We start from the raw sequence: 22,419 nt of genomic DNA, 5'->3' as shown, positions 1-22,419 counted from the left end.
TCTTCATTCGGCATAAACTGCGAAAATCAACGGACAACATCCACAGCGATATCTTGATAGATATCAACAGCTAATTTGGAGGCCACTGACTGAACAGGTTCAAGCAAGTCCGAAACTCTCGTTATCACGCGTCAACAAGGGATGATAGGCCGGATCATCAAACGTATCCATACTCCACCTTGCCCTCATGACCTGCCGTTCTGCATCAACACGTCGAACCTTACTCCGGGTATCATCAGCGCCCCGGCTCAAGCCTTCGTGATGAAACAGTTCGGCGTATGGAGTCCATACGTTCCGGTATCCAAGCTCTCTGACTTTCAGGCAAAAATCCACATCATTCCAGGCTACTTGCAAAGCTTCTTCATCCAGTCCACCTGCATCAAGGTATGTTTGCCTTCGGACAGCCAGACACGCAGCGGTAACCGCTGTCATGTTCTGCGACACAAGCAGGCGATTACAGTAGCCTCTTCCCTGGCGTGGGCTATAGCGATGCGCATGCCCCGCTACACCAGCGATACCCACTATCACGCCACCGTGTTGAATGCGTCCGTTTGAGTAATAGAGCTTTGCCCCCACACAGCCCACGCCGGGCCTCATTGCCTGACTCACCAGCTCTTCCAACCAGCCTGGCGAGATCACTTCGGTGTCATTGTTAAGAAGTACAAGCACATCTGCATCAGAGTGAGATACAGCGAAGTTGTTGATCGCAGAGTAGTTGAACGTACCGGCGTACGAGAGAAGAGTAACGTTAGAAATATTCTTGAGTGATTCGTAGTAGTTTTGTGTTTCTGCCTTTTCGCTGTCGTTGTCCACGATCAATAGTCGATAGCATGCATAGGTGCTCTTCTCAAGCACCGAATCCACACATGCCTTTAAAACTTCCACCTTATCCCGCGTGGGTATGATGATGTCGACGGTTGGAAGCTGTGCAAGCAAGGTCCATGTAACATGGCATAGCCCACCATGCGGCCCATCACTGCTTGTAGCGTCACTGCCCGCTGCCGCGAGCGCTTTACGCACCTGCCCTTGCCAGGGTCGAATGTCATCGTCGTTGGCTCTCGGACGGTGCGCTGGCAGGCTAGCTAACACCTTCGGAACTCGTATTACTTGATCATCTCTCAACGCTGACAGCGTTATGTTAGAACCCGTCCCCGTACCGAGCGCGGCGGTCAATAGAATTCTTTCAGGCGTATCAAGTACCGAATCGTCATCAGTTTCCAGCTGAGTAATCCATGCATTCGATATCATCCATGGCAGTTGAATGTAGTTCGTGTTCAGCAGTAGCTCTGGATTCCATTCAGGTTTCAGAGCCGGCCGTATCCGAATATCGTTTTCATCAATATGATCATGATCAGCGTAAACAAGATCAATACCGACGCGGACGGCGATCATCATCTGATGAAATGCATCAACCCGGTATTCCACATCGTTGACCACTTGCATGTGAAAGATGGATGCGCCAGACACAGCGTGACCGTGGTAATGGCGAAATTGAGTGCTCGACTGCCACTCTATTCTCCATCCGACGCTGCGTGCAAATGCGATTGCCGCTGTTACTGACCTACTTGCCAGTGCCTCATTATCAAAGTCCTGTCCGTGCAGTATCAGAAGGGTGACAGTGGCTATACTGCCCGGATCTGGGGAGAGAGCCAAAGCCAATTCTGAATCTGATCTCGAATCCGATGCTTGGATTAATTCCGAAACAACACCTAGGCCCGAATGCAATTCCGTACCAGCATCTGCAGCGACAGCTACTCGAGCTTCAACCAGACTGCAAGGCTCTTCTGGCACATAGGAGTTGCTTAGTACCGCGCTGTGAATATGCGACTGGTATTCAGCGTACAACGTGGCTGCTTCTCTGCAACTACCGCCATCCACAGCACCACGATTCGATAGTCGGCCGCTCATGCGATTTAGTGCAAATGCCGATGAGAGAGCAACCAGAGACAATCGCCCAAGTGAACAATCTGGCTGATCAATACGGACCGTACAGTCACCTATTCCGGCCTGCAGCCATACAATACGCTTGCAGACGGGCTTGGAGCTGAGTAGTAAGTATTCTTGTTCTGCTTCGCCCAGCTGCAACGTCAGCACACAGCCGATGCTGTCCAGCGAATGCTCCACCTCAAGCATATACCAGCCTGCTCTGAGTCTGATGTTGCTCAGTTCCCACTGTGTAGCTTGTGAAGCAAGCTCTATAGGGCCTGTGCCATCCGCACCGGTCAGGCTAAACGAGCAAGTGAGGTCGCTGGGTTGCGGCGATCGGATCTCGTAGGCGCGCCCCAGACAACGTCCTACAAATCTTGCAATAGCTGTTTTCACATCGTCCAACGCTGAAAAGGGAAAGATGCATTCGGAACATTCGTGTCCATTACGCTGTCTTTCCTCTCTCACTACAGCTATAGCAGTCCTTCTTTACAAAGAACCAGAATGACTCAGGCCACTTTTTGCCCGGTAGCACCTGACTTAAGCAAACCATCAAAATAGGCGATAGTCTTCTCCAGACCTTGCTCAAGATTCACCTTTGGCTCCCAGCTTAGCTCCTCTTTGGCCTTGGTGATATCGGGGCGACGCTGGGTTGGATCGTCGCTAGGTAGATCATTGAAAACCAACTTCGAACTCGATCCGGTCATCTCTATGACTTTCTCAGCCAGCTGACGAATGGTAAATTCATCCGGGTTGCCAATATTGACAGGTCCGGTAAAGTCGTCCCCAGTGGCCATGATGCGAACGAATGCATCAATCAAATCCAGGCAATAGCAAAAAGAACGTGTCTGGTTACCTTCACCGTAGATGGTAATGGGCTCCCCAGTTAGGGCCTGCATGATGAAGTTGGAAACCACACGCCCATCGTTCGGGTGCATTCGCGGGCCGTAGGTATTGAAGATGCGACCCACTTTGATTTGCAGATTATGCTGACGGTGATAGTCAAAAAACAAAGTTTCCGCACAACGCTTGCCTTCATCGTAGCAAGAGCGAAAACCAATCGGATTGACATGTCCCCAGTAGCTCTCATGCTGAGGATGTACCTTCGGATCGCCATATACTTCGCTGGTAGACGCCTGAAATATCTTCGCACCCGTACGTTTTGCCAAGCCCAGCATGTTGATCGCACCATGCACGCTCGTCTTGGTAGTCTGCACAGGATCATGCTGATAGTGAATCGGCGATGCAGGACATGCCAGATTGTATATTTCGTCTATTTCCAGATAGATAGGAAATGTGACATCGTGACGCAGGAGCTCGAAATTGGAATTCTCCATCAGCGGCAAAATATTCTGCTTGGAACCGGTGAAGTAGTTATCCATACAGATAACTTCGTTACCTTCGGAGAGCAGGCGCTCGCAAAGATGTGAGCCGAGGAAACCAGCCCCTCCTGTCACCAGAATTCTCTTTGGGCTCAGATTGCCAGGGGTTGACGTTGAGTCGTTCATCAGATTGGTATTTTTCCAGAATGTTTCAGTGTGCCGTGTAGATACCGATGATTCGGCTTCGACTCGAAGCACACCATTATAGGAGGTAAACTTGTCGCTAGGTGACTAGACAAAGACTTGGCTATATTCATGTAACCAAAAATCACACTTTCAAGCCACATAGAATCCAAACTGCACGCATAGGCGCCATTTTTTTGACGAATTGGCGAGCTTAATATTGTTTTGCCAATAACTGTGAATGTATCTTGCGATCGCGGCAAAACGCGCGAGATATGTGCTTAATTCAAGATGGTACTGCGAGCCTTGCCAAACAATCAGTCTTCGAGTACGGAAGCACCGAACATGCGTAAGCGTTCACGGCGTTGGAATAGCGTTTTCTGACTATGTAGGCTATTCTGAAGAAAAGGCCCTGCGAGTTTATTAGCCATCATCGTGCCCGATCCTCATCTATTAAATCCACCCCAAACGCTTGATGAGGCTCGCACTCAGATCGAGCAATTGTGGGGTGTGGTCGGTCAGTTAGAATCGATAGTCTCAGAACTTAAAGCGCAAAATGAGGAGCTTGTTGAACAGGTTCGAGAGCTGAACGAACGCATGGGCAAAAGCTCGCGTAACTCCTCCCGTCCACCCTCTTCAGACTCCACCTCGCAACGAGCCAACCGAAAAAAGAAACCCAAATCTACAAAACGAAAGGGTGCGCAGCCGGGTCATGAAAAGCACGAACGCCCGCTGGTACCCGAAAGTGATGTCGATCAGATTCAGCGCTATTTTCCGAGCGCGGCCTGTGGCTGTGGTGGCTCTATTTTTGTCGATCCCGAGCCACGCTGTCGTCACCAGGTGTTTGATATCCCGGTGGTGCGTTTTTCAGTGATTGAGCATCAGCTGTTCGGTGGGCAATGCAACGGGTGTGGCAAACATCATTGCGCCCAGACTCCCGATAGCGTGCCTTCGGGGCAGATGGGCCCCAATCTGGTGGCACTTATCGCTCATCTGTCCGGGCGTTATCATTTGTCGATTCGTAATATTCAGGATTATCTGGTTCAGCACTGGCAGTTGCATTTCAGTCTCGGTGCCATCTCTCAGGCTCAGGCAAAAGCGACGAGCGCATTAGGCGACCCGTACCGACAGATTGGCGATTTTGTTCGCCAACAACCCGTGGCGCATGCCGATGAAACACGGCATTTTCGCGGCAATGAGTGCCGTTGGCTGTGGTCGTTAGTGTGTGTCCAAGCTTGCTATTTCCTGACACAGGCCTCGCGCGGCAAAGAGGCTGCCGATAGGCTGTTAGGCGAATTCACAGGGTATTTGGTCACTGATGACTACGTGGGTTATAACCGTGTACCGGAAAGTCGTCGTCAACTGTGTTGGCCGCACCTGATTCGAAAATTCATCGATATTGCTGGACGGGTAAGCAATGGCGGCAAGATCGGACGCCGACTTTTATTACTTGCCCACGCGGTTATCCGCCCCCGGCATCGATGGCAAGATCAACTCATCGACGAGGCCGTTTATTACCGGCGAATGCAGCGACTACGCCGCAGCTTTCACCAGACGCTGGAGCGAGGTGCCCGGCTACGAATCGATGGGCGAACCAAACGTCAATGCCAACATCTTCTCAAGCGAGAATCGATGTGTTGGACCTTTCTCAAAGATCACAGGATCCCGCTAGACAACAATAGCGCTGAGCGTGCGCTTCGGCCCTATGTGATCTGGCGCAAGTTGAGCTTTGCCACCCAATCGTATCAAGGCGATCAGTTTCGTCCCTTGATACTGAGCATCGTGGGCACTGCACAACGGATAGGGATCTCAAGCTATCAGTTTATCCGCATCGCGTGTCACCAGTCGATGATTGAGGGCGAGGTGAAAGTGCGCTTTCCGTTTGATACGCCTCGGTTAGCGACTAGCTGAAAGAATCAGCTGCGGTTCCTACACCCCGCATGCGGGGCCGTGAACGGTTACCGAACATGCCACCCCGTGACTGTCCAGGATACCGAATGTGAATTGTTCCATGCGCGTACCACCTAGCTGTCTTGCAATCAAATTACGCCGCTCTGTTGTTTGACAGCTTGTCGGCAAATTTCCTGTTTTTAGCCATGCCGAACCTTCACCATACAGCGTAGAACATACTAAGGTGACATCCCTGTCATCCACACCCAAGGAGCTTGACACGCGAAACAAGCCCGGGACGCAAGTTCAGACGCCTATGATCAGAGGATGTCTTCTGGCGAAATTTCGAATTCATGGTAGAGACTTGGAAATAGCTTTCATCAGAGATGAGCCTTGTTCCACGCACCCTTGGATTCATCAGCAGCCTGTCGTAAGTGGTAAATCTTGCCCGCTCAGTATTACGCAATATGCTCACTAAACATTCAGATCCAGACACTCATGCGCGCCCTCCAGCATTTTCCACAATTTACCACCTGCCTGCTCTCCCCCAAGTCGGTATTGGCGTCACGCTTTATATAGGGATATTGTCTCGCCTGAATAGCTTCTCAGTAGACTGAGAAAACAGCGCTTGACCGTCATCTATATCGATCTGGAAAGTGTCTTCCGGCGAGTACAACTTCCATAAGCTTGGCAACCTGCTGAAAATTCCCTTGGCGCAGTAGGTGATAGGCAATCAAGGTTCGCGCTCCATCACATGAGTGGTAGCGCATCGGCCACTCTCGATATAGAACTCGTACCTTTCTCGGGGTAAATTTGGACACCTGCAGACAAGACAACCTGGTGAACAATGCACCCGAAACTGATAGCTACTAACTTGCACTTGCTTCCAAATCTCCATTTCAAACTTGTCGATCGAATGATAAAGGACACCGGTATTTGACAGCTCCATGAATGGCCACTCATGACGGCACACAATCTGCATCGATCGGCACGACAGGCCAACATTACTACATACACAGAGGGTGCAGCGTGACTAGCTTGGTTCCATTGATGGTCCGGACATTTGGCCGCACAGGCTCGACATTGCTGATGCAGATTCTGGGTACCAACGAACGAATATGCTTTGAACGGCTGTACCCATTCGAGCACCGATACCTTACGTATGCCTATAACCTGGCGCGCATGCCGAGCCTGCCACCGCAGATGGACGAACAGTGGAATAACGATAGTATGTTCCGTTGTAATGCCACGGCTGTCGGGTGCCTTCCGTACGGAAAGTTGAATACCATTGACAAGGAATCTCTTGCCAAGAACCTTTTTGTCTCTATCTGGAAAGAATTATCCCACAACATAAAAACTACGCAAGGCCTGCCTCATAGCGAACCCTGCTTCTACGCTGAGAAAGTTCCGCATCAGGTTGCTGATCGATCCAACGAGCTACTCAACGCGCGGAGCATCTTTTTACTCAGAGACCCTCGCGACGAAATGGTTTCTATCAAGCAGTTCAATATAAAACGGGGCTTCCATTCATTCGGCTGGACAGAGGATGATACCGATGTTTCCTACGCACAGAAAATGTGCCGAAACAGAATCAAGTTCTTGCATCACATGATGAGCTTCACCACCGAACAGCATCGAATAAGGTTTCGCTATGAAGATCTGGTGCTTAAAGGACCCGAGGAGGTTAGCAGGCTGTCTGAATGGCTTGGCCTGGATCTCGACTACCAGTCTGCCATCAGCGACAAGAGCGTCAAGAGTCGGCATATGACCAGCAAGAGTCCCGCTGCATCTGTAGAACGCTGGAGGGCTGAGCTCAGTGAAGAAGTAAAAGCGATTTTTGCAAAGGAGCTGGGAGACGAGCTCATTCAACTCGGATATTCCATCTGAATTTTCTTCGGACATTACCGGGAAAGCAATAGAATGCTTATCACTAACGCCGTCAAATACATCAGAAAGCGTCTCTACCGAACAGTAAAACGCACATTCAGTAAAAAACAACTGCGCCGTTCGCTGCTGAAGTGTTTCGGTTGGCGCCATAGATTACGCCGATTCCCCTTCGCCCAGCTTGATTCCATTCAGATTATCGGGAACAAAGGTGTACTTGTTCAGGGTGTGTTAATTGACCCCAAACATCAAGTTGAGCGCGTGGAGCTACTGCTCCACGATAACAAGCACAGTCCAGTCGAAATGGATTTGTCTCGATTTCGGGATGAGCGTCTTCAGACTCAGGCAATTCCCCTTCACCACAGCGAAAAACCGGGATTTTTATCCTTGGCATCCTTACCCGAGAACTCCGGGTTGTCAATGGAAAAATATGCTATGCCTTTTGGTATTCGATTGACTCTTGTCAGTGGACGTAAGATAAACAGACGTTGCAGGAAACCAACGATACCACCGAAAGAGAATCTGGAAGGTGTACGTCAGATACTTGCAACAGTACCGCACAAGACCCGGGAGAAACGTACACTGTTTGACGATGTTTACGGACCGGCTGTGGAGCATGTCTGGTCACATCGTAAACAAACCACATCAGAAGGTGATCTGCTTGAATACAACAACCACCTCAAGCCGGCAAATCCTGCAGTAACCGTTGTCATTCCAGTCTATGGCAGACACGATTTCATCGAGTATCAGTTAAGCAGCTTCAGCACTGATCCTGATATGAAAAACCATGAGTTACTGTTCATCATTGATGACCCTCGCCTTACATCTGTTGTCAAAGAAAATGCTGAATGGTTGAAGAAGATCTATTCCATCTCATTCAATATTCTGTATCTGGAACAGAACCTGGGTTACGCTGGTGCCAACAACGCGGGGGTCCGTAAAGCAACAGCACAGAACATCCTGTTGCTGAACTCTGATGTACTACCCATCCGGGATGGTTGGCTTACAGAGCTCATTACGGCAACCGGCGACAATATTAAAAACGCCCTGGTCGGTGCAAGGCTACTCTATGAAGACAACAGCGTACAGCACGACGGCATGGAATTTTTCGCCTCGCCATTTGTTGATGACCTCTGGACGAATATCCACCCTGGAAAAGGATTGCCGGTGGATCTGTTCGACCAGAACAAGACTCTTATTGATCGACAACTGATTACCGGGGCTTGCTTGCTTATCACCAAGTCCAATTATGAGCTTATTGGAGGACTGGATGAGCGATACATACTGGGTGATTTTGAAGATTCCGACCTGTGTATGCGGGCGCGGCAACATGGCCTTGAAATAAAAATCTTGCAGAATGTGGAGCTATACCATCTGGAGCGTCAATCACAATCCCTGGTGTCTAGTGATCGATGGAAACAGGAACTGACTTATTACAACTGTTGGCAGCACACACAACAGTGGGATAGTGCCATTCGCCGACTCAACACTGACAGACATGATGCTTGAACCTGAACCGAACACAGAAGCAACAGTTGGCGCACCTGTGAACTCATCACAGATATATAAAAAGAAGAAAATCCTCATCGTGTCTCATGGACACCCGGATTTGAACGCAGGTGGTGGAGAAATCGCTTCATACAATCTGCACAACTCCCTGAACGAGAAATCGGAGTACATCTCTGTATTCTTCGCGCGCCATCGATTCGGGCATCTGCGTCACGGAGGTACGCCTTTCGCTGGCAACAACCGTAAAAGCGAGATTTTATTCTACTCAACCATGCCAGACTGGTTTCGGTTTTCACAGCCTGACAAGGCTGCCGTATGGCGCGACTTCCGCCAGGCACTGGAGATTATCAAGCCCGACGTCGTACATTTCCACCACTACATTCATCTCGGGCTGGAAATGCTGCGCGAAGTCAAAAACTTTAACCCGGACATTCCCATCATTCTCACGCTACATGAATATCATGCAATCTGCAACAACCTGGGGCAGATGATAAAACCGATAACGAATGAGCTGTGTCATGAATCAAGTTCCAGGGATTGCTCGCAATGTTTTCCAAAGCACACTGCCCAGGATTTCATGCTTCGCGAACAATTCATTAAAAGCCACTTTAACTTAGTTGACACGTTCATAGCACCCAGCGCGTTTCTCAAGCAACGCTACGTGCAGTGGGGCATTCAGGAAGATCGAATACGGGTGATCGAGAATCTACTGGACGATACTCACACAACAGCTACGAAAACTGACAGTAATGAGAATATCCACCATCGGATGCGATTTGCTTTCTTTGGACAGATAAACTGGTTCAAAGGACTGGATATCCTGTTAGAGGCCATCAATATGCTACCAATTGATGTGCTGGATAGAATTCAACTGGATATTAACGGCTCGGGGCTCGAGAACCAACCCAAACCACTTCGACAGAAGATCCAGAAGTACATGGATGTGCACAAGAACTGTGTTCGACTACGCGGTCCCTACCGATCTTCTGAATTGAGCAGCTTGATGGGGCAAAGCGATTGGATGATAGTCCCCTCGCGTTGGTGGGAAAACAGCCCGATGGTTATTCTGGAAGCAAAAAAACACGGTGTACCGATTCTTTGCAGCGATATTGGTGGTATGGCCGAGAAAGTCGAACACGGCAAGACTGGCAGACACTTCATGGCAGGTCGCGCAGGTGCACTGGCTGAGCAAATACTGTGGGCTGTGGACAATCCTGAGCAACACGCTGTCTACGCCAAGTCAATAAGCGAGAGTTACCAGCCCGATGAAAGCTATGATGCACATATCCGCCTGTATGGATCATTACTTGACAACAATAGAGAGAATAATATTGATATCTCATTCCAGGCAGCATGAGTTCCTCTTGCTCTTTTCTTATGTCAGAGAATCAACAATGTGCGTAAGCTTATTCTTCATGCGGGACGCCACAAGACAGGCACAACTACCTTACAAAAATTCCTTTACAAAAATCCAGAGATTCTGGAGAAATATGGTTATCAATATCCTCGCTATGCGATCAATGGAGATGCACACCATGAACTCGGTGCTGCATTAAACAAACATGGAAAGTCAGTAAGCGACGTACAGTCCAAAAACTGTCTTGTCAATCATTCTCGGGGACTCAATCAGGAAATAGACAAGAACCCGGAACTGACACCGGTTCTTAGCTCAGAATCTCTGCAACAGTGTGATCCTGAAACTGTAAAGAAATTCTTCTGTAACTTTGATATTGAAGTAGTGTTGTACATTCGAGAGGAAACCGGATATCTACTATCTGCCTACGCTCAGAGGGTTCAGGCTTCGAATTACACTGGGAGCATGAGTGATTTTTACAAGAGCACGTTCGCCAGAGACTATCGACATTTTGTCATCTCATGGTCGGAAGTCTTTGGCTCCAGTTTTTCCCTGAAACGCTATGTAAGAAAGGATCTTATAAACCACGACATTGTGCATGATTTTGTGACAGGTGTGTTGCGGATTCCCAAGGATGAAATTGATTCGACATACAAGCACAACGATGAGAACCCTACTCTCACAGCAGATTTGCTAGCCTACAAATTGTTGATTAACCAGAATACGAATATACCCTCTAACCACTTAAAACTGCTTTACAGCAGCTTCAACAAACTTGCATTGGAACCTGAATTCGAGCTCGTGAAGATCCCTGAAGTGATGCTGAACGATATACGACTTCGCTTTCAAAAATCAAACAACTGGATTGCGCAAGAATTTTTCAACCGAGATTACCTATTTGAGCCATTCACAGATGATCTACGTATCGGTGAGAATAACGTGACAAATAATGACCTGAACAAGGTGCGAGCAAAACTTGTCAATTTACACCCGGAGCTTGAGTCGTCATTGCCACTACCCGATACGTCTTTGGGGAATTTTTAGTCCAGACAATGTCAGGGTACATTCAATCCTACGGAAGTAACCTGTCCAGGTAGGCTGTAAAGTCAGGCAAAGCCAGATCTATCCCCTGGTCACGTCGCTGAACGGGATCTAATACTTCGGCATTCTCTTTCGCTCCATCTTTGCTGATCGCAGTAGTATCATTGACGAAATAGGCATGATACTCAAGCTTCGCTAACTCACTAATTGCCCAGTAACAAGGCACTACGTAGTTACCAAATATTTCTACTACAACTGTTCCTGGTTTGCAAAACACGATATTTGTCAAGCCAGCTCCGTGTGGAGCAACGACCACATCGGCACCGTCTAGAAGTTCTGCCTGCTCAGTAACCGACAGAGATTCCATCTGTACACAGTGAAAATCTCGTCGCTCAAGCGCTTTCACCAATTCTTCTTCTCTGACTACTGCGCGCGTGCCACATGCAGCTCGAGAAATGTACAATCTTCGATGACACCCCGAGTGCTTGTGAATAAACATTGACTTCATCCATTCGCTGACCCAGTACCCCATCCCAAGCCCGAGCCCGTTGTAGAATCGCTCACCTCTGTCGTTTTTCAGATAGGGAACTATCAACTCATCGCAGCGTATCATTGCGTCTGTTGGTGGATTGACGACTTTATCCAAAGGCACACCCAAGTGCTCAAGCGTCTGCTTCTGAAACGATGATCTACAACGGACTACAAAACTATCTATTTTTTCTATGTCGATTCCAGCCGACTTCAGCAGGGCAAACTTGGGCAACACATCTATCATCCAGTGATAGTAGATATGTGAACTTCGGGCGTCAAGAAAGCAGGTTCTCCCTTCCAGAAGTAACTCGGGTCGACGTCTGGCAGAGTCCACAACGACGAAAGCATTACCCTTCACATGATCACGAACAATGTTGCCATCATTGTCAAGTACCACCGTGTTAAAGCCGTCAAACCAGACTCCCCCCTGTTGCAAGATACTGACAAAACTGCCGCGCGAATCTGTTTTATCGGATTTGAATTGAGGGCGCTTCATGCTGCTCTCATTCGTGCGTGGAAATTTCAGAGCAATGTTCTCTGGATGATGAACCTGAATGTGCCGCGTGTTGGACACCTCCGTCGCCGCCTTGAAACGAGTCTGAATGCAAGTAGAGTTGAAAAACTTGGCTTCTGCGCTCTCCGGCACTACACCCAGTCGGCAAGTTCGGGCTGCTTCCTCATCTCCCTGAGAGGAATATACCTCGGCAATGGCACGGAGAATGGGTGACTTACCAGGACTGAGACTGTAAGCATTAAACATAACAGCAAGCGCCTGTTGCCAGGATTTCTGCTCGGCCAGGCTCTGTCCCTCCTCCATCAGGCGATTTTGCAACGCTACTGCCGCTTGCTCACAGTGACCCTGGGGGTCAAGTTCCACGATTTTCATAAGTGTACCGCGCAAGCTCCAACTCCTTTATATGACAAACCACAACACGAAGGCACTGATGACGATACCGAGAACAGCATCTCGCGCTATATCCTTCAATGTACTTCTAGTGTCCGCCTTCTTCTTGCGTGGAATGTTCGGCAATACCGAGCCGGTATCCTGCTTGCCAACTTCTCCAACAATAGCACCCACCTTTTCAAACGGAATGTCACAGGCCATGGCGTAAGCAATGAACTCATTCACCACTTTCTCCCCCTTGTCGCCGGGGTTCTGACGGACAATCTGCACAAGAAAATTCAATGCCTGCAAGTTCAACCCCTGTTGTCTGGCAACTCGTCTGGCGAATGCCTGATCCTTCTCCAGGACAACAAGGGCTGCCACCCTCGCCTCCAGATCGCTTTTACCAATACTGCCTAAGCCAAGTGATTGTTCAGATGCGGACAGCGCGGTGGAGAGCAAAATGGCCATTTGCTCCTCATTACCATTAAACCCATGCTCAACGATGACATTGATGGTTTGCATTGGGATACCGAATGCCACCAGCTCCTCCTTGAGGTGATACATTTCCTCTGAGAACCCCAGTATCTCATCCAGAGATTTTTTGACCATGTTCGATTCGAACTTTGGCTCCTTATCCTCACTCTTGTCGAATTCCTGCGTCACCGCCGCAGGCTTGCTATCCACCTGTTGGGCTGCGGCGACACTCTGTGCTTTCTCCATACTCATGAGTTGCCTGCAATTATCTGTAGATAGTGAGATCGGTATATCTCTTTCACTTGACTAACGAAGAAGCGATGAGAAAAACCCGGGGTCCGCCTGTGGCTCATCGCTCTCTATTTCTTCAAGCATGCGATTGAATCGACCTTCCGCATAGCTATGCAACTGAAGATCAAGACTATTACGTGCAGTAATTTCATCAAAAAGGTCCAAACCAATTTCTTCCTTGAGTTGAGCAATACGTGAATCGATCGAGTTATCGTCGAACTGCAGAACGTTTTCGCGATATTCGGTAAGTTCAAGTTCCGGAAATTGATGACTGGTTGCTGTGCGCAATAGCTGCAATGAGTCTGAAAATCTTTCTACCAGGCCAAAGGCTGGCAAACCATCTATCAGAAGCTTGCTGTTGTGCAGCATCTGCTCGGAATTCAGGTTTCGATCCAGCCTGACATCGTCGTAGTTCTGATTACACAACCGTGATACCTGGAAATTTGAAATCACATTGACAGAACGATTCTTGAATTTTTCTCTAATGTACTCCGTCAGGCTTCCCTTTGGAGCATCCAGAGAGAGCTGCTTTTGCCACTCGAACAGGTACGCCGATCGTATTCTGACCAATGGGTGTCTGAGAAATATTATCGGCATGACGCATAGATCACCCTCTATATTCGGGGGAACTAGCTGATGTGAAGACACAGCCTTAAGCTCGGGCCGACTTTCGATGAAAGTCTGCATTTCCAGGGCACTGATGCGTGCGCCAGGATCGTCTTTGTCGTAGGTTTCCCACTGATCGCCATAACACGCTTTCAGCATTTTTTCTATGGATGATCCACCGTTCTTGAACAAGTGATAGTGCACGATTATCGTACGCAATTCTTTCTTGACATCAGGCATCAGGCACGCCTCACTTCTGAAGCTGTGTCCATGAGTAATCCGACAGATTGGAATACCATCCTCATCATGCAAACACCAGTCTCGAAACCGTATCTGGAATGAGTCAACTTGCCAGACTCCGCCGCAAGCCCCTTCCAGAGCACTTCGTCATCATGCAACTGGATGACATATTCCGCCCATTGCTCGGGTGTGTTGGCAATCAGCGTGCTCTTGTTATCGACCAATCCCGTCGCCTCTGCCGCAATAGGCGAGAGTACAGACGGTACGCCGTAGGCAATACTGTCCAGCACTTTACCCTTGATCCCTGCACCGCTCTGAAGAGGTGCGATGAAGACTCGACAACCCTCGAAGACTTCATCGAGAGACTCGGCGAAGCCTTCCACAATCACTTGATCATCGACTAGTTGGAAAAATTCGTCAGGAATCTTGCTACCCCAGATATGCAGTTTGATATCCGGCCGACGCTTGCGAATCAGTGGCATCACTTCGTCAAGATAGTACTCAACCGCTTCACGGTTTGGAGGGTGACCAAAACCGCCCAGGAACGCGACACCCGATCGCTTCTCAAAGCCAATTCCCCGATCCTTGCTCTCAAGTACCCACGGGCATGTAAAGATTTTATCCACTTGCATCAGGTGCGATGCAATAACGGTATGTTCTGTTTCGTTATAGGACAGAATGGCATCTACCTCTTCCATCACGGCGACCTCGCGATCGCGTGTCTGTCTGGGGATGCTGAAGTCACTCTCGCCTTTAGCAATAACGGCACGTAATTCACGCAAAAAATGCAAGTCTGCGTTGTTGAACAGTATTTTTGCCGACGTATACTTGCGTATGTGCGGAATGATGCGCTCAGCCACGTCATATCGGGTTACGTAAACAGCATCAAAATCCTGCCCCCTCTGAAGCAAAACCTGTTCAACGGATGTGTAGAACGGCGCATGGATACACTCTACACCTAGACGCTGCAAATACTCCGTGTGTCTTCCCATGTGCTGAAAATTGTGCGGTACAAACGTTATTTTGCAGCCAAGCGCAATCATCATGCGCATCTCCTGAACGGCTGCGTAGCTGCCAGCATCCTGTCCAATACAGGGAAAAGCGTGATCGACCATCAGCACCCTCAGACTACAATTGCGATCCTGGTGCAACGTCAGGTTTTCACCTTCGACCCCATTACCCTCGAATGCGTGTTGCCACTTCTCGACAAATTTATTTGCATTCACTAGCTGAAAACGCTTTATACCCTGATCAGTACTGATGCCGTTGCTTTGACCTTCAAAATGAATCACCGTTGAGTGTGGGCAATACATGGTGCGCAAACCTGCGGCATGCAGCTTGAAGGCCAGATCGGTATCTTCATAGTACGCAGGTGCAAACTCTTCACTAAAACCACCTACCTGCTTCCATGCGGATTGCGACACCATCAAGGCGGCACCGGTCAGATAATCCACGTCGCGCACATAGCGATAGGCAGGATCTGCCGGATTCTTTCCGTGACCAACATTCCATGGCACGCCACTGTCCCAGACAATTCCGCCCGCATCCTGCAAGGTGCCGTCGGCATACACTAGCGCTGACCCGGCCGCACCTACGTTATGGAAACGCCGAAAAATGTCTCTTAGTTCATCCAACCAGCCTGCGGTTACCTCTGTATCGTTGTTGAGAAATACCAGATATTCGCCTACAGCAGAATGGGCGGCATTATTGCAGTTATGCAGAAAACCAAGGTTTTCACTATTGCGGATAACCCTTGCATTCATGATGATCTGTTTGATATCAACCGTCTGATCTGTTGAAACATCATCGACGATGATCACCTCAAAGCTCAGTTCGTTACTGCAGAGAACCAACGAGGCAATACATTGATAAGTTAATGCAAATTGATTATGAACTGGAATAATGATAGATACTTCCGGCGCATCCCACACAGGAAGGTGCAAAGGAGGAAAGCATCGCCTGCCTTCATGCCCTTCCACCAGCACATCATGCGCAAGCGAAATGTGGCCAAGTTGATCGCTATCCCAGTTAGCGGTGCCAGGTGAGTTTTTTCCAGGGCTTTTTTCAAGCTTGTCACTGGTCGACGGCCTTGAGGTACGAGCTAGTTGTAGGCGTAAAGCTTCGTAGCGAGCCGCGGCACGTCTTGAGAGCCCTGCATAACCGACTTGCCGGCTACTGTCCTGAATGACTGACCACGGCGTCGGTATCGCGGGGAGTATATCCACCGCCCACTGGCACTGACTATGCTGATGAGCCATAGTTGCCTCGAACACGTGCGGGTTGCCATCATGCAAATTCGGAGGCACGGCTACCGTGTAGGAAAAAAAACCCTCCTTCGCCTCTACTGGCTGACAGCCAACGCTAGCAACAAATGCACCGTCAGCATAGATGCACACCACTGCACCAGAGCTGATGGGATCCGAGCCTTGAATCACGTGTCCCGCGATACCCGCTGGCGAGAATTCTTCAATGGTGACAATGGCTGATTTCGAAGGCTCTGTTGCTGCTCCAAGCTGTGCGATAACACGACCAGTGCCTACCTCTTCCAGCGTCAAGTGAAGGTTCAGGCGCGTGTCAACATAACTGTCCAGATGCAGGTTGAATCCGTGTACTCCATTGGCCGAAACCTTCCCCACCAGATCACTGCGATAGAGATCGGCAAAACCTTCAGCAAGCTCACTGGTACCATTCATCAAACGTACGTGCAGAGCCTGCTCGGGAACAGTGTTGTCTATGGCCCAACCCGAGGCAGAATGCCCGTGGCAAAGATCAATAGAGCCTTTAAGCGTGTTGACAACCGGTACCGAGCGCCGCTTCCTTCCAAGCGCTCCGAGCATGAGAGCTGATAATTTCACGTTATGAGCCTTTAATTAATTCTGGATAATGCAAGTCTATGCAGAATATCGAAATCGTGGGCGTATCGAACTTTCCAAAGTATCGAGTATTTCACCGACACGCACATCCCAGGCAATGCTGTCCATCGTCCGCTGCCAACCCACGCTTCGGGTATCTGGTTTCCCCTGCAATGCAAAGTTCAAGGCGGCAACAAATTCATCGGCATTGCGGGCGATTTGCAAGGTCTCACCCAGCAGTCCAAGATTATTGACTTCGCTTGCAACAATGGGTAAACCCGCGGCAAAGTAGTTGTATATTTTCAAGGGATTCATGCGTTCGGTCAGCCGATTATTGATATGCGGCATCATGCCCACATCAAAATGACTTAACCAGCGTGGCAGATCATCATAGGGCAGCACGCCCAGCATATGCACATTCGCATGCTTGGCAAGACTGACAGCATTCGGAGTATCATCTGAAGGACCGAGAAAGACAAAGGAGACATCTGGCATAGCGCTGACAACATCGTGCAGTAGCATCCAGTCAATTCTGTCTCGCAGATTGCCTACATATCCCACTACAGGCCCCTTTATCGCTGCCAGAGCTTCAGGTACTGACATTTCGGGCAATTCGGAGAATCGTTCCGCGCCATTGGGCACCACATGAATATCAGGCGCATATTCCAGCATGGCGTCTGCCAGCGACTGGCAGTTTGCGAACACAAGATCCGATTTAGACAAGGTTGTGCGATAGCAATCATCAAGTCGTTTCGCCTGTGGCGTGTTGGCATCCCATGCTCTCTGGTCATCAATCAGATCAGACGTCACGCTGGCAAACGGAATGTTGTCAATCAGCTCCGATGCATCCCATACAATGGGACAGAACCAGGCATGAGTGGTCTCGGGTTGCATGTCATGTGCCAGCAATTGTTCCCGAACATACGCAGAATACTCATCCCGCTTGGCGATAGGTTTGCCGAGCAAAACTCCACGTTTGGGTTGACTCGAGTTGACAAAGGTTCGATGCCGGGTGATCTCATCGTCGACTATGCCCAGCTGTCTATCCACAATGTTATGCAGAATACGATCTTGCTGGCTACCGGAGCGATGGGTTTTCAGCGAGAACTGAACGTTGAGCGAGTTGATGGACACAGGCGCATCGAAATGCACGATCCGATTTACGCGACCCGACGCCGCAAGGTATTTGGCGATCATGTCAGACCGCCTACCGTACAAACCGGTATCATTCTGCTTCCAGAAAAAGGCAATATCGTGCTTTTTTTGTTTGTTAAACTTGCCAGGTAGACTCGAGAACCATGACTGACTTGATCTACGCTTTCGATGTGGGTCTTTGGACTTTAAGTTGTCCGAATTGACAGGCAAGGAGAATTCTTTTGCTTGTTGCGCGTATTCAGCCTTTCGCTGCAGGGTGTAGGTGTTCCTCACGAGCGTAAGCAAGTCGAGCAGTGCCGGCGCCATTCCGGCGTGCCTAGCGGTCGCCTCCTTAATCGCAAAATCGAGCCTCACTCGATTGATGCCCATTCCTAGCTCACCTTCGAAATTGCGGCGGCATTCGTGCGCCAATGAGCGCCCGTTTCTAGACTCATCACACTGGAATCGGATGGCTGCTGCCAATGATTGCAAATCAGTCTCGATAATGGCGCCGGCCGCAATCAGATCTTTCAACGGCGGAGCTGCCGTGGCAATTACGGGCACGCCTAAAGACAGTGCATCAGAGACCTTGGCAGGAATTTGATGCTGGCTGATCGGGTGATCCAGATCTTGAATCAACGGTACCAGATCGGCGGCTGAGAGAATCGCAGGCAATTCTTCAAACGTGCAATTGGGATGGAACGTCACTCGTGCATCGGGATAATGCTCAAGCTGCTTGCACAGACTCTCGTCTGTCAACTTTCCTACAACATGAAACACAATGCTCGGATCATTTAATTCGTGCAGAGCTCTGACGACTTCCCCAACGCCCTTGTGAGGCCTGGGTGTCCCAAGGAACACCAGAGCAAATTCGTTGTCGGCAATACCTAAACGCGCACGGCCCAGACGCCTTGTTTTAGGCGTATTCACGAATTCGGACTCATCTCGTGCATGGCGAATCATATGCCCACCAAACTGCTTCCTGAGTGCAATATTGGACACTGTCACAGAATCAGCCTCAGCAACCAGACTCTGACAGTAGCGCGTGGCTAATTCTTCGTAAGGTTCACGCAACGCTGTTGTTGCGTCAGCCGATATTTCGTCAAAAGAGGCATATTTCCGAGTCTTGAAAAACGCCAGCTCAAAATCGTCAACATCCACGATCATTGGACAGTTGCTAACTTGCTTGATCAGAGTACCAAGATAGAGCGAAGGCAAACGAGGCTTGCATACATATACCAGGTCGTACACTTGTGAGGCTGCAAGAAGCTCCGCTTTCGGCATGAAGTCCTGCAATGTATTACAACGAAAGCTGCGTACTCGTAAATCTGCATCTCTTATCGGCTTCCATAAGTCGTCACCGTAACGCGACCACACTGGACCCACAAGATCCACGTTCCACTCTTTTTCCAGTAGCTTGTAAAGAACATAGGCACGACCCGCAGGATTGTGACCAAGATCCCAACACACCACGGCAACTCGACCACGTTTGCCCCGCATTGCGGCGCGTTCATTCATCACCGGTAACTGTGAAACGGCTTTGAACTGAGTCAGCTCTTCTGCTGCTCGTTCACTTTGTTCATGCAGACTTTTCGCGGCAGCGCTCGATAGCGCGCGCAAGTTTCGGGTCAGGCGGGTGAGCTGCAATTTTTCAGAATTCATGTATGAAACTCTCGATACTTTGATCGCAAGGAGCTGTTAGGTTGTTTCAGCAGGTTCATGCCGCTTTGAAAGATTCTTCGACCAGAACGAATCCCAACTCGCGGATGTCACCGGGCACCTGCGGCTCAGCGTCGCAACTGATTAGCACGGTACGCATTCCACTAAATGGGCCGCCAACAAGCTCGATGCTGTTCTCTTTGTCCCTTTCGATATGCCTTTTCAATTCTTGGCCTGTCTGCTCGTCCAGGATACGAAGCTCCTTCCCCTTGGCCCCATCCAGGGTAGGCAGATAGACACGCCACAGCAATTCACTGACATCGCTGATCTCCAGCTTTACCCGCGTGCCCACCCAGCCATCTTGGAATTTTTTTGTCACCCAATGCACGCTTGCCATGCTTCCAGTGGATACTTCCAGCGATTGTTCGGCGATCACAGTACCGTCAGCTTCACTGAGAGTCAGCTGGACCGTGTCATCGGGAAGTACATTGATTGTTGCCTGCCCTCTTTGCGCTGGCTGCTCAATCATATCGAACTGATCAACGACTCTGAGTGTCAGCAAACTGGCAGCCAAATCAACATCTTCATCGCGTTTCAACCGATAAAGTGCCTCTGCATGCTCTATGAAATAGTAGTTTCGCTGTAGCAACAAGACAAGCTTCATGAGATCTTCTATCACTCTTGAGTATTTGGTAGCGCTTCGACAATCAGCATAAAGTCGCGCTATTACGCATGCTGTTCCAACATGGAATGCTGGTTTTCAAGCAGAAAACACCTTGCTTCAAGGGATCTTGCACAGTTGATGCCAGTAATGACATGCTGCTCGCAAGCAGTGCTTCACAGATATTCCGCCGCACGGACAACCTGCTTATCCAGTAATTTGTGCCATTTCAAGTATCCTTTCTATCTGCTCGATATCGACATATATCGGTGCGTTGCGCCGCTCATCATGGGATGCATGATAGTTTTCGGCGGCACGTTCGTGCTCCTCCCTTGTGCCACAATGATGAACAACGTGCCTGCAACGCGTCAACGCACTGAGCGCCCAGAAACAGGGCTCGATATGAGCACCATAAAGCTCGATGACAGTCGTGTCTGGTTGACAAAACGCCGTGTTGGTAAACCCTGCGCCATGTGGGCCGAGAACGACACTTGCTGATGCAAACAGTGCTGCCTGCTCTTCAATCGATAGCGTCTCACAACGAACGACTTCAAAATTCAATGCCTGCAGGTAAACGATCAGCTCTTCCTCATTGGCCACCCCGCGTGCGCCGGAACTTCCTCGACTCACGTACAACTTGCGATGGGCAGCTGGTAATTCCTTCGGCGCAAATTCCTGTGCGAGAAACGCCGGGTTCCACCTCGCTTGCGCCAACCCCAGTGAATTGCAGCCATAGACGGGTATCAGAATTTCGTCGGCCGCCAAGTGTTCGACGGAATCCGTATGCAGCAACCGTGTTTCATCAATGCCAAAGTGCAACAATGTGTCCTTTTGAAACTGATGCTCCAGCGGATTGATGAGAAACCAGTCAATGTCGTCAAGATCAAACCCGCTGGCACGCAGCACCGCTAGTTTTGGCAGAATATCGTTCATCCAGTGATAGTAATTTCTGGAATTCCTGTTACCCAGAAGGCATGCTCGTCCAGCCACACGCATGGGCATCTTGCCTGAGAGACTAGTCTGTACAACATCAGTGTGACCACGACAGAGCTCCTCGATGACTCCACCTTCAACGTTCCATACCGTCGTGTTAAAGGTATCGAACCATATTGTGCCTCCGTCGATCTGAGCGGTGAAAGCCGCTGGTGCATTGATTGCACGCGCGTTGAGCTCGCGCACCACTTGTGAATGTAATTGCAATGGTGCGGATAGCTCGATTTTTTCAGCAGGAAAAGCCTGAATTCTGCGTGCGCCGAATGCTTTGTCTAGCTCCACCCAAGCTGCCCGTGAATCTGCAAAATATTTTTCCCTTATTGATTCAGGGAGTATGTAGCGGTGACACTGTTCAGACTCTATCTGAAACCCCTGCACTTCCATTGTTCGCCCCAGCAATCTGAGCGCAGCACCATAGCGCGGTAATGCCTTCAACGATCGAATGGCCAACTTCTCGGCCAATTCAGGATGACCGTATTCGATAGCGAGTTCACCGGCCTGGAAGAAGAACATGAAACTGTTACTGGGTACATCATCAATAGACAGGCACGCCTGCAAGAGCGGCTCGGCCGCTTGATGCTTCAGATCACTGTCGCGCAGTTGTTCGAGTAGTTCAGGCAGAGACTCTCTTTGTGTGTCGTCAAATTTTTCAGCGGCTCTTGACATGCGCTCTGATACTCCGTGACATCGTGAATGGTTGATATCAGGCTCTGAATGGTTGTGCTGAGAGTGTCGAAGCAGCATTTTCCCACGACCCTGCACGGTCTGACGAACAACTATTGAGAAGCAACTGGTGAGATCGCAAGACGTGTTTCAGGCCAGACACGAACCTTTAAGCAATTGCGGCGCCAACGCGTAGATATGCCAATCGCTGAAGTTATGCACATGTCCGGCCGTTACACAATCCAGGGCAAACGTTTTGGTGCCGTATGGAACCGTGCACCTTTTACTGACAGAATCCAGACTGGGATAATCAACAAAGT

General features: G+C 49.5%; 14 protein-coding genes. 5 read left to right on the top strand and 9 right to left on the bottom strand.

What is annotated here, in order from left to right; all coding sequences use genetic code 11:
• Window positions 1–99: 99 nt before the first annotated feature.
• Together IMCC3135_RS07500 and IMCC3135_RS07495 are read right to left on the bottom strand one after the other, a co-directional pair.
• The gene (locus tag IMCC3135_RS07500) at window positions 100–2,322 is read right to left on the bottom strand and encodes a glycosyltransferase family 2 protein (RefSeq protein ID WP_157735828.1); all 2,223 of its coding nucleotides are present in this window, start codon (window positions 2,320–2,322) and stop codon (window positions 100–102) included.
• A 113-nt stretch (window positions 2,323–2,435) separates the two neighbouring features.
• The gene (locus IMCC3135_RS07495; protein WP_088917043.1) at window positions 2,436–3,434 is read right to left on the bottom strand and encodes a UDP-glucuronic acid decarboxylase family protein; all 999 of its coding nucleotides are present in this window, start codon (window positions 3,432–3,434) and stop codon (window positions 2,436–2,438) included.
• Window positions 3,435–3,866: 432 nt separating this feature from the next.
• Between IMCC3135_RS07495 and tnpC the strand changes: the two genes are divergently transcribed.
• From tnpC to IMCC3135_RS07470, 5 genes are all read left to right on the top strand, one after another.
• Window positions 3,867–5,342 carry an IS66 family transposase gene (tnpC, locus tag IMCC3135_RS07490; RefSeq protein WP_088917042.1) on the top strand — a complete coding sequence of 492 codons (1,476 nt, stop codon included), beginning with the start codon at window positions 3,867–3,869 and terminating at the stop codon, window positions 5,340–5,342.
• Window positions 5,343–6,350: 1,008 nt separating this feature from the next.
• On the top strand, window positions 6,351–7,208 hold the full coding sequence (locus IMCC3135_RS07485) for a sulfotransferase (protein ID WP_157735827.1): 858 nt from the start codon (window positions 6,351–6,353) through the stop codon (window positions 7,206–7,208).
• Window positions 7,209–7,640: 432 nt separating this feature from the next.
• Window positions 7,641–8,714, top strand: a complete 1,074-nt coding sequence (locus IMCC3135_RS07480) for a glycosyltransferase family 2 protein (protein WP_169727424.1) — start codon at window positions 7,641–7,643, stop codon at window positions 8,712–8,714.
• A 79-nt stretch (window positions 8,715–8,793) separates the two neighbouring features.
• Window positions 8,794–10,071: a glycosyltransferase gene (locus IMCC3135_RS07475; RefSeq protein ID WP_169727423.1), complete on the top strand. Its 1,278-nt coding sequence runs from the start codon at window positions 8,794–8,796 to the stop codon at window positions 10,069–10,071.
• A 39-nt stretch (window positions 10,072–10,110) separates the two neighbouring features.
• Window positions 10,111–11,112 carry a hypothetical protein gene (locus IMCC3135_RS07470; protein WP_088917038.1) on the top strand — a complete coding sequence of 334 codons (1,002 nt, stop codon included), beginning with the start codon at window positions 10,111–10,113 and terminating at the stop codon, window positions 11,110–11,112.
• 28 nt (window positions 11,113–11,140) lie between these two features.
• Here IMCC3135_RS07470 and IMCC3135_RS07465 read toward each other — a convergent pair whose 3' ends face one another.
• From IMCC3135_RS07465 to IMCC3135_RS07435, 7 genes are all read right to left on the bottom strand, one after another.
• The gene (locus IMCC3135_RS07465; RefSeq protein ID WP_088917037.1) at window positions 11,141–12,526 is read right to left on the bottom strand and encodes a glycosyltransferase family 61 protein; all 1,386 of its coding nucleotides are present in this window, start codon (window positions 12,524–12,526) and stop codon (window positions 11,141–11,143) included.
• A gap of 27 nt (window positions 12,527–12,553) precedes the next feature.
• On the bottom strand, window positions 12,554–13,252 hold the full coding sequence (locus IMCC3135_RS07460; protein ID WP_088917036.1) for a hypothetical protein: 699 nt from the start codon (window positions 13,250–13,252) through the stop codon (window positions 12,554–12,556).
• A 54-nt stretch (window positions 13,253–13,306) separates the two neighbouring features.
• Window positions 13,307–14,137: a sulfotransferase family 2 domain-containing protein gene (locus IMCC3135_RS07455; RefSeq protein ID WP_088917035.1), complete on the bottom strand. Its 831-nt coding sequence runs from the start codon at window positions 14,135–14,137 to the stop codon at window positions 13,307–13,309.
• A complete protein-coding gene (locus tag IMCC3135_RS07450) occupies window positions 14,137–16,992 on the bottom strand; it encodes a glycosyltransferase (protein WP_157735824.1) in 2,856 nt (951 codons plus the stop codon). The genes IMCC3135_RS07455 and IMCC3135_RS07450 overlap by 1 nt, the downstream gene beginning before the upstream one ends.
• 36 nt (window positions 16,993–17,028) lie before the next feature.
• The gene (locus IMCC3135_RS07445) at window positions 17,029–19,785 is read right to left on the bottom strand and encodes a glycosyltransferase family 4 protein (RefSeq protein ID WP_088917033.1); all 2,757 of its coding nucleotides are present in this window, start codon (window positions 19,783–19,785) and stop codon (window positions 17,029–17,031) included.
• Between the two features lie 55 nt (window positions 19,786–19,840).
• Window positions 19,841–20,446: a hypothetical protein gene (locus tag IMCC3135_RS07440; protein WP_088917032.1), complete on the bottom strand. Its 606-nt coding sequence runs from the start codon at window positions 20,444–20,446 to the stop codon at window positions 19,841–19,843.
• 204 nt (window positions 20,447–20,650) lie between these two features.
• Complete coding sequence (locus IMCC3135_RS07435) at window positions 20,651–22,102, bottom strand: glycosyltransferase family 61 protein (RefSeq protein ID WP_157735823.1); 1,452 nt, start codon at window positions 22,100–22,102, stop codon at window positions 20,651–20,653.
• Window positions 22,103–22,419: the final 317 nt, after the last annotated feature.

The organism is Granulosicoccus antarcticus IMCC3135, from assembly GCF_002215215.1.
Lineage (GTDB): Bacteria > Pseudomonadota > Gammaproteobacteria > Granulosicoccales > Granulosicoccaceae > Granulosicoccus > Granulosicoccus antarcticus.
This window is presented reverse-complemented; position numbering and strand designations above follow the sequence as displayed.

Bases quoted from the DNA above. Each gene is read 5' to 3' on its own strand.
- IMCC3135_RS07455 (WP_088917035.1), bottom strand. From the start codon at position 14,137: ATGCCTGATGTCAAGAAAGAATTGCGTACGATAATCGTGCACTATCAC.
- IMCC3135_RS07435 (WP_157735823.1), bottom strand. From the start codon at position 22,102: ATGTCAAGAGCCGCTGAAAAATTTGACGACACACAAAGAGAGTCTCTG.
- IMCC3135_RS07440 (WP_088917032.1), bottom strand. From the start codon at position 20,446: ATGAAGCTTGTCTTGTTGCTACAGCGAAACTACTATTTCATAGAGCAT.
- IMCC3135_RS07445 (WP_088917033.1), bottom strand. From the start codon at position 19,785: ATGAATTCTGAAAAATTGCAGCTCACCCGCCTGACCCGAAACTTGCGC.
- IMCC3135_RS07480 (WP_169727424.1), top strand. From the start codon at position 7,641: ATGCCTTTTGGTATTCGATTGACTCTTGTCAGTGGACGTAAGATAAAC.
- IMCC3135_RS07465 (WP_088917037.1), bottom strand. From the start codon at position 12,526: ATGAAAATCGTGGAACTTGACCCCCAGGGTCACTGTGAGCAAGCGGCA.
- IMCC3135_RS07460 (WP_088917036.1), bottom strand. From the start codon at position 13,252: ATGAGTATGGAGAAAGCACAGAGTGTCGCCGCAGCCCAACAGGTGGAT.
- IMCC3135_RS07495 (WP_088917043.1), bottom strand. From the start codon at position 3,434: ATGAACGACTCAACGTCAACCCCTGGCAATCTGAGCCCAAAGAGAATT.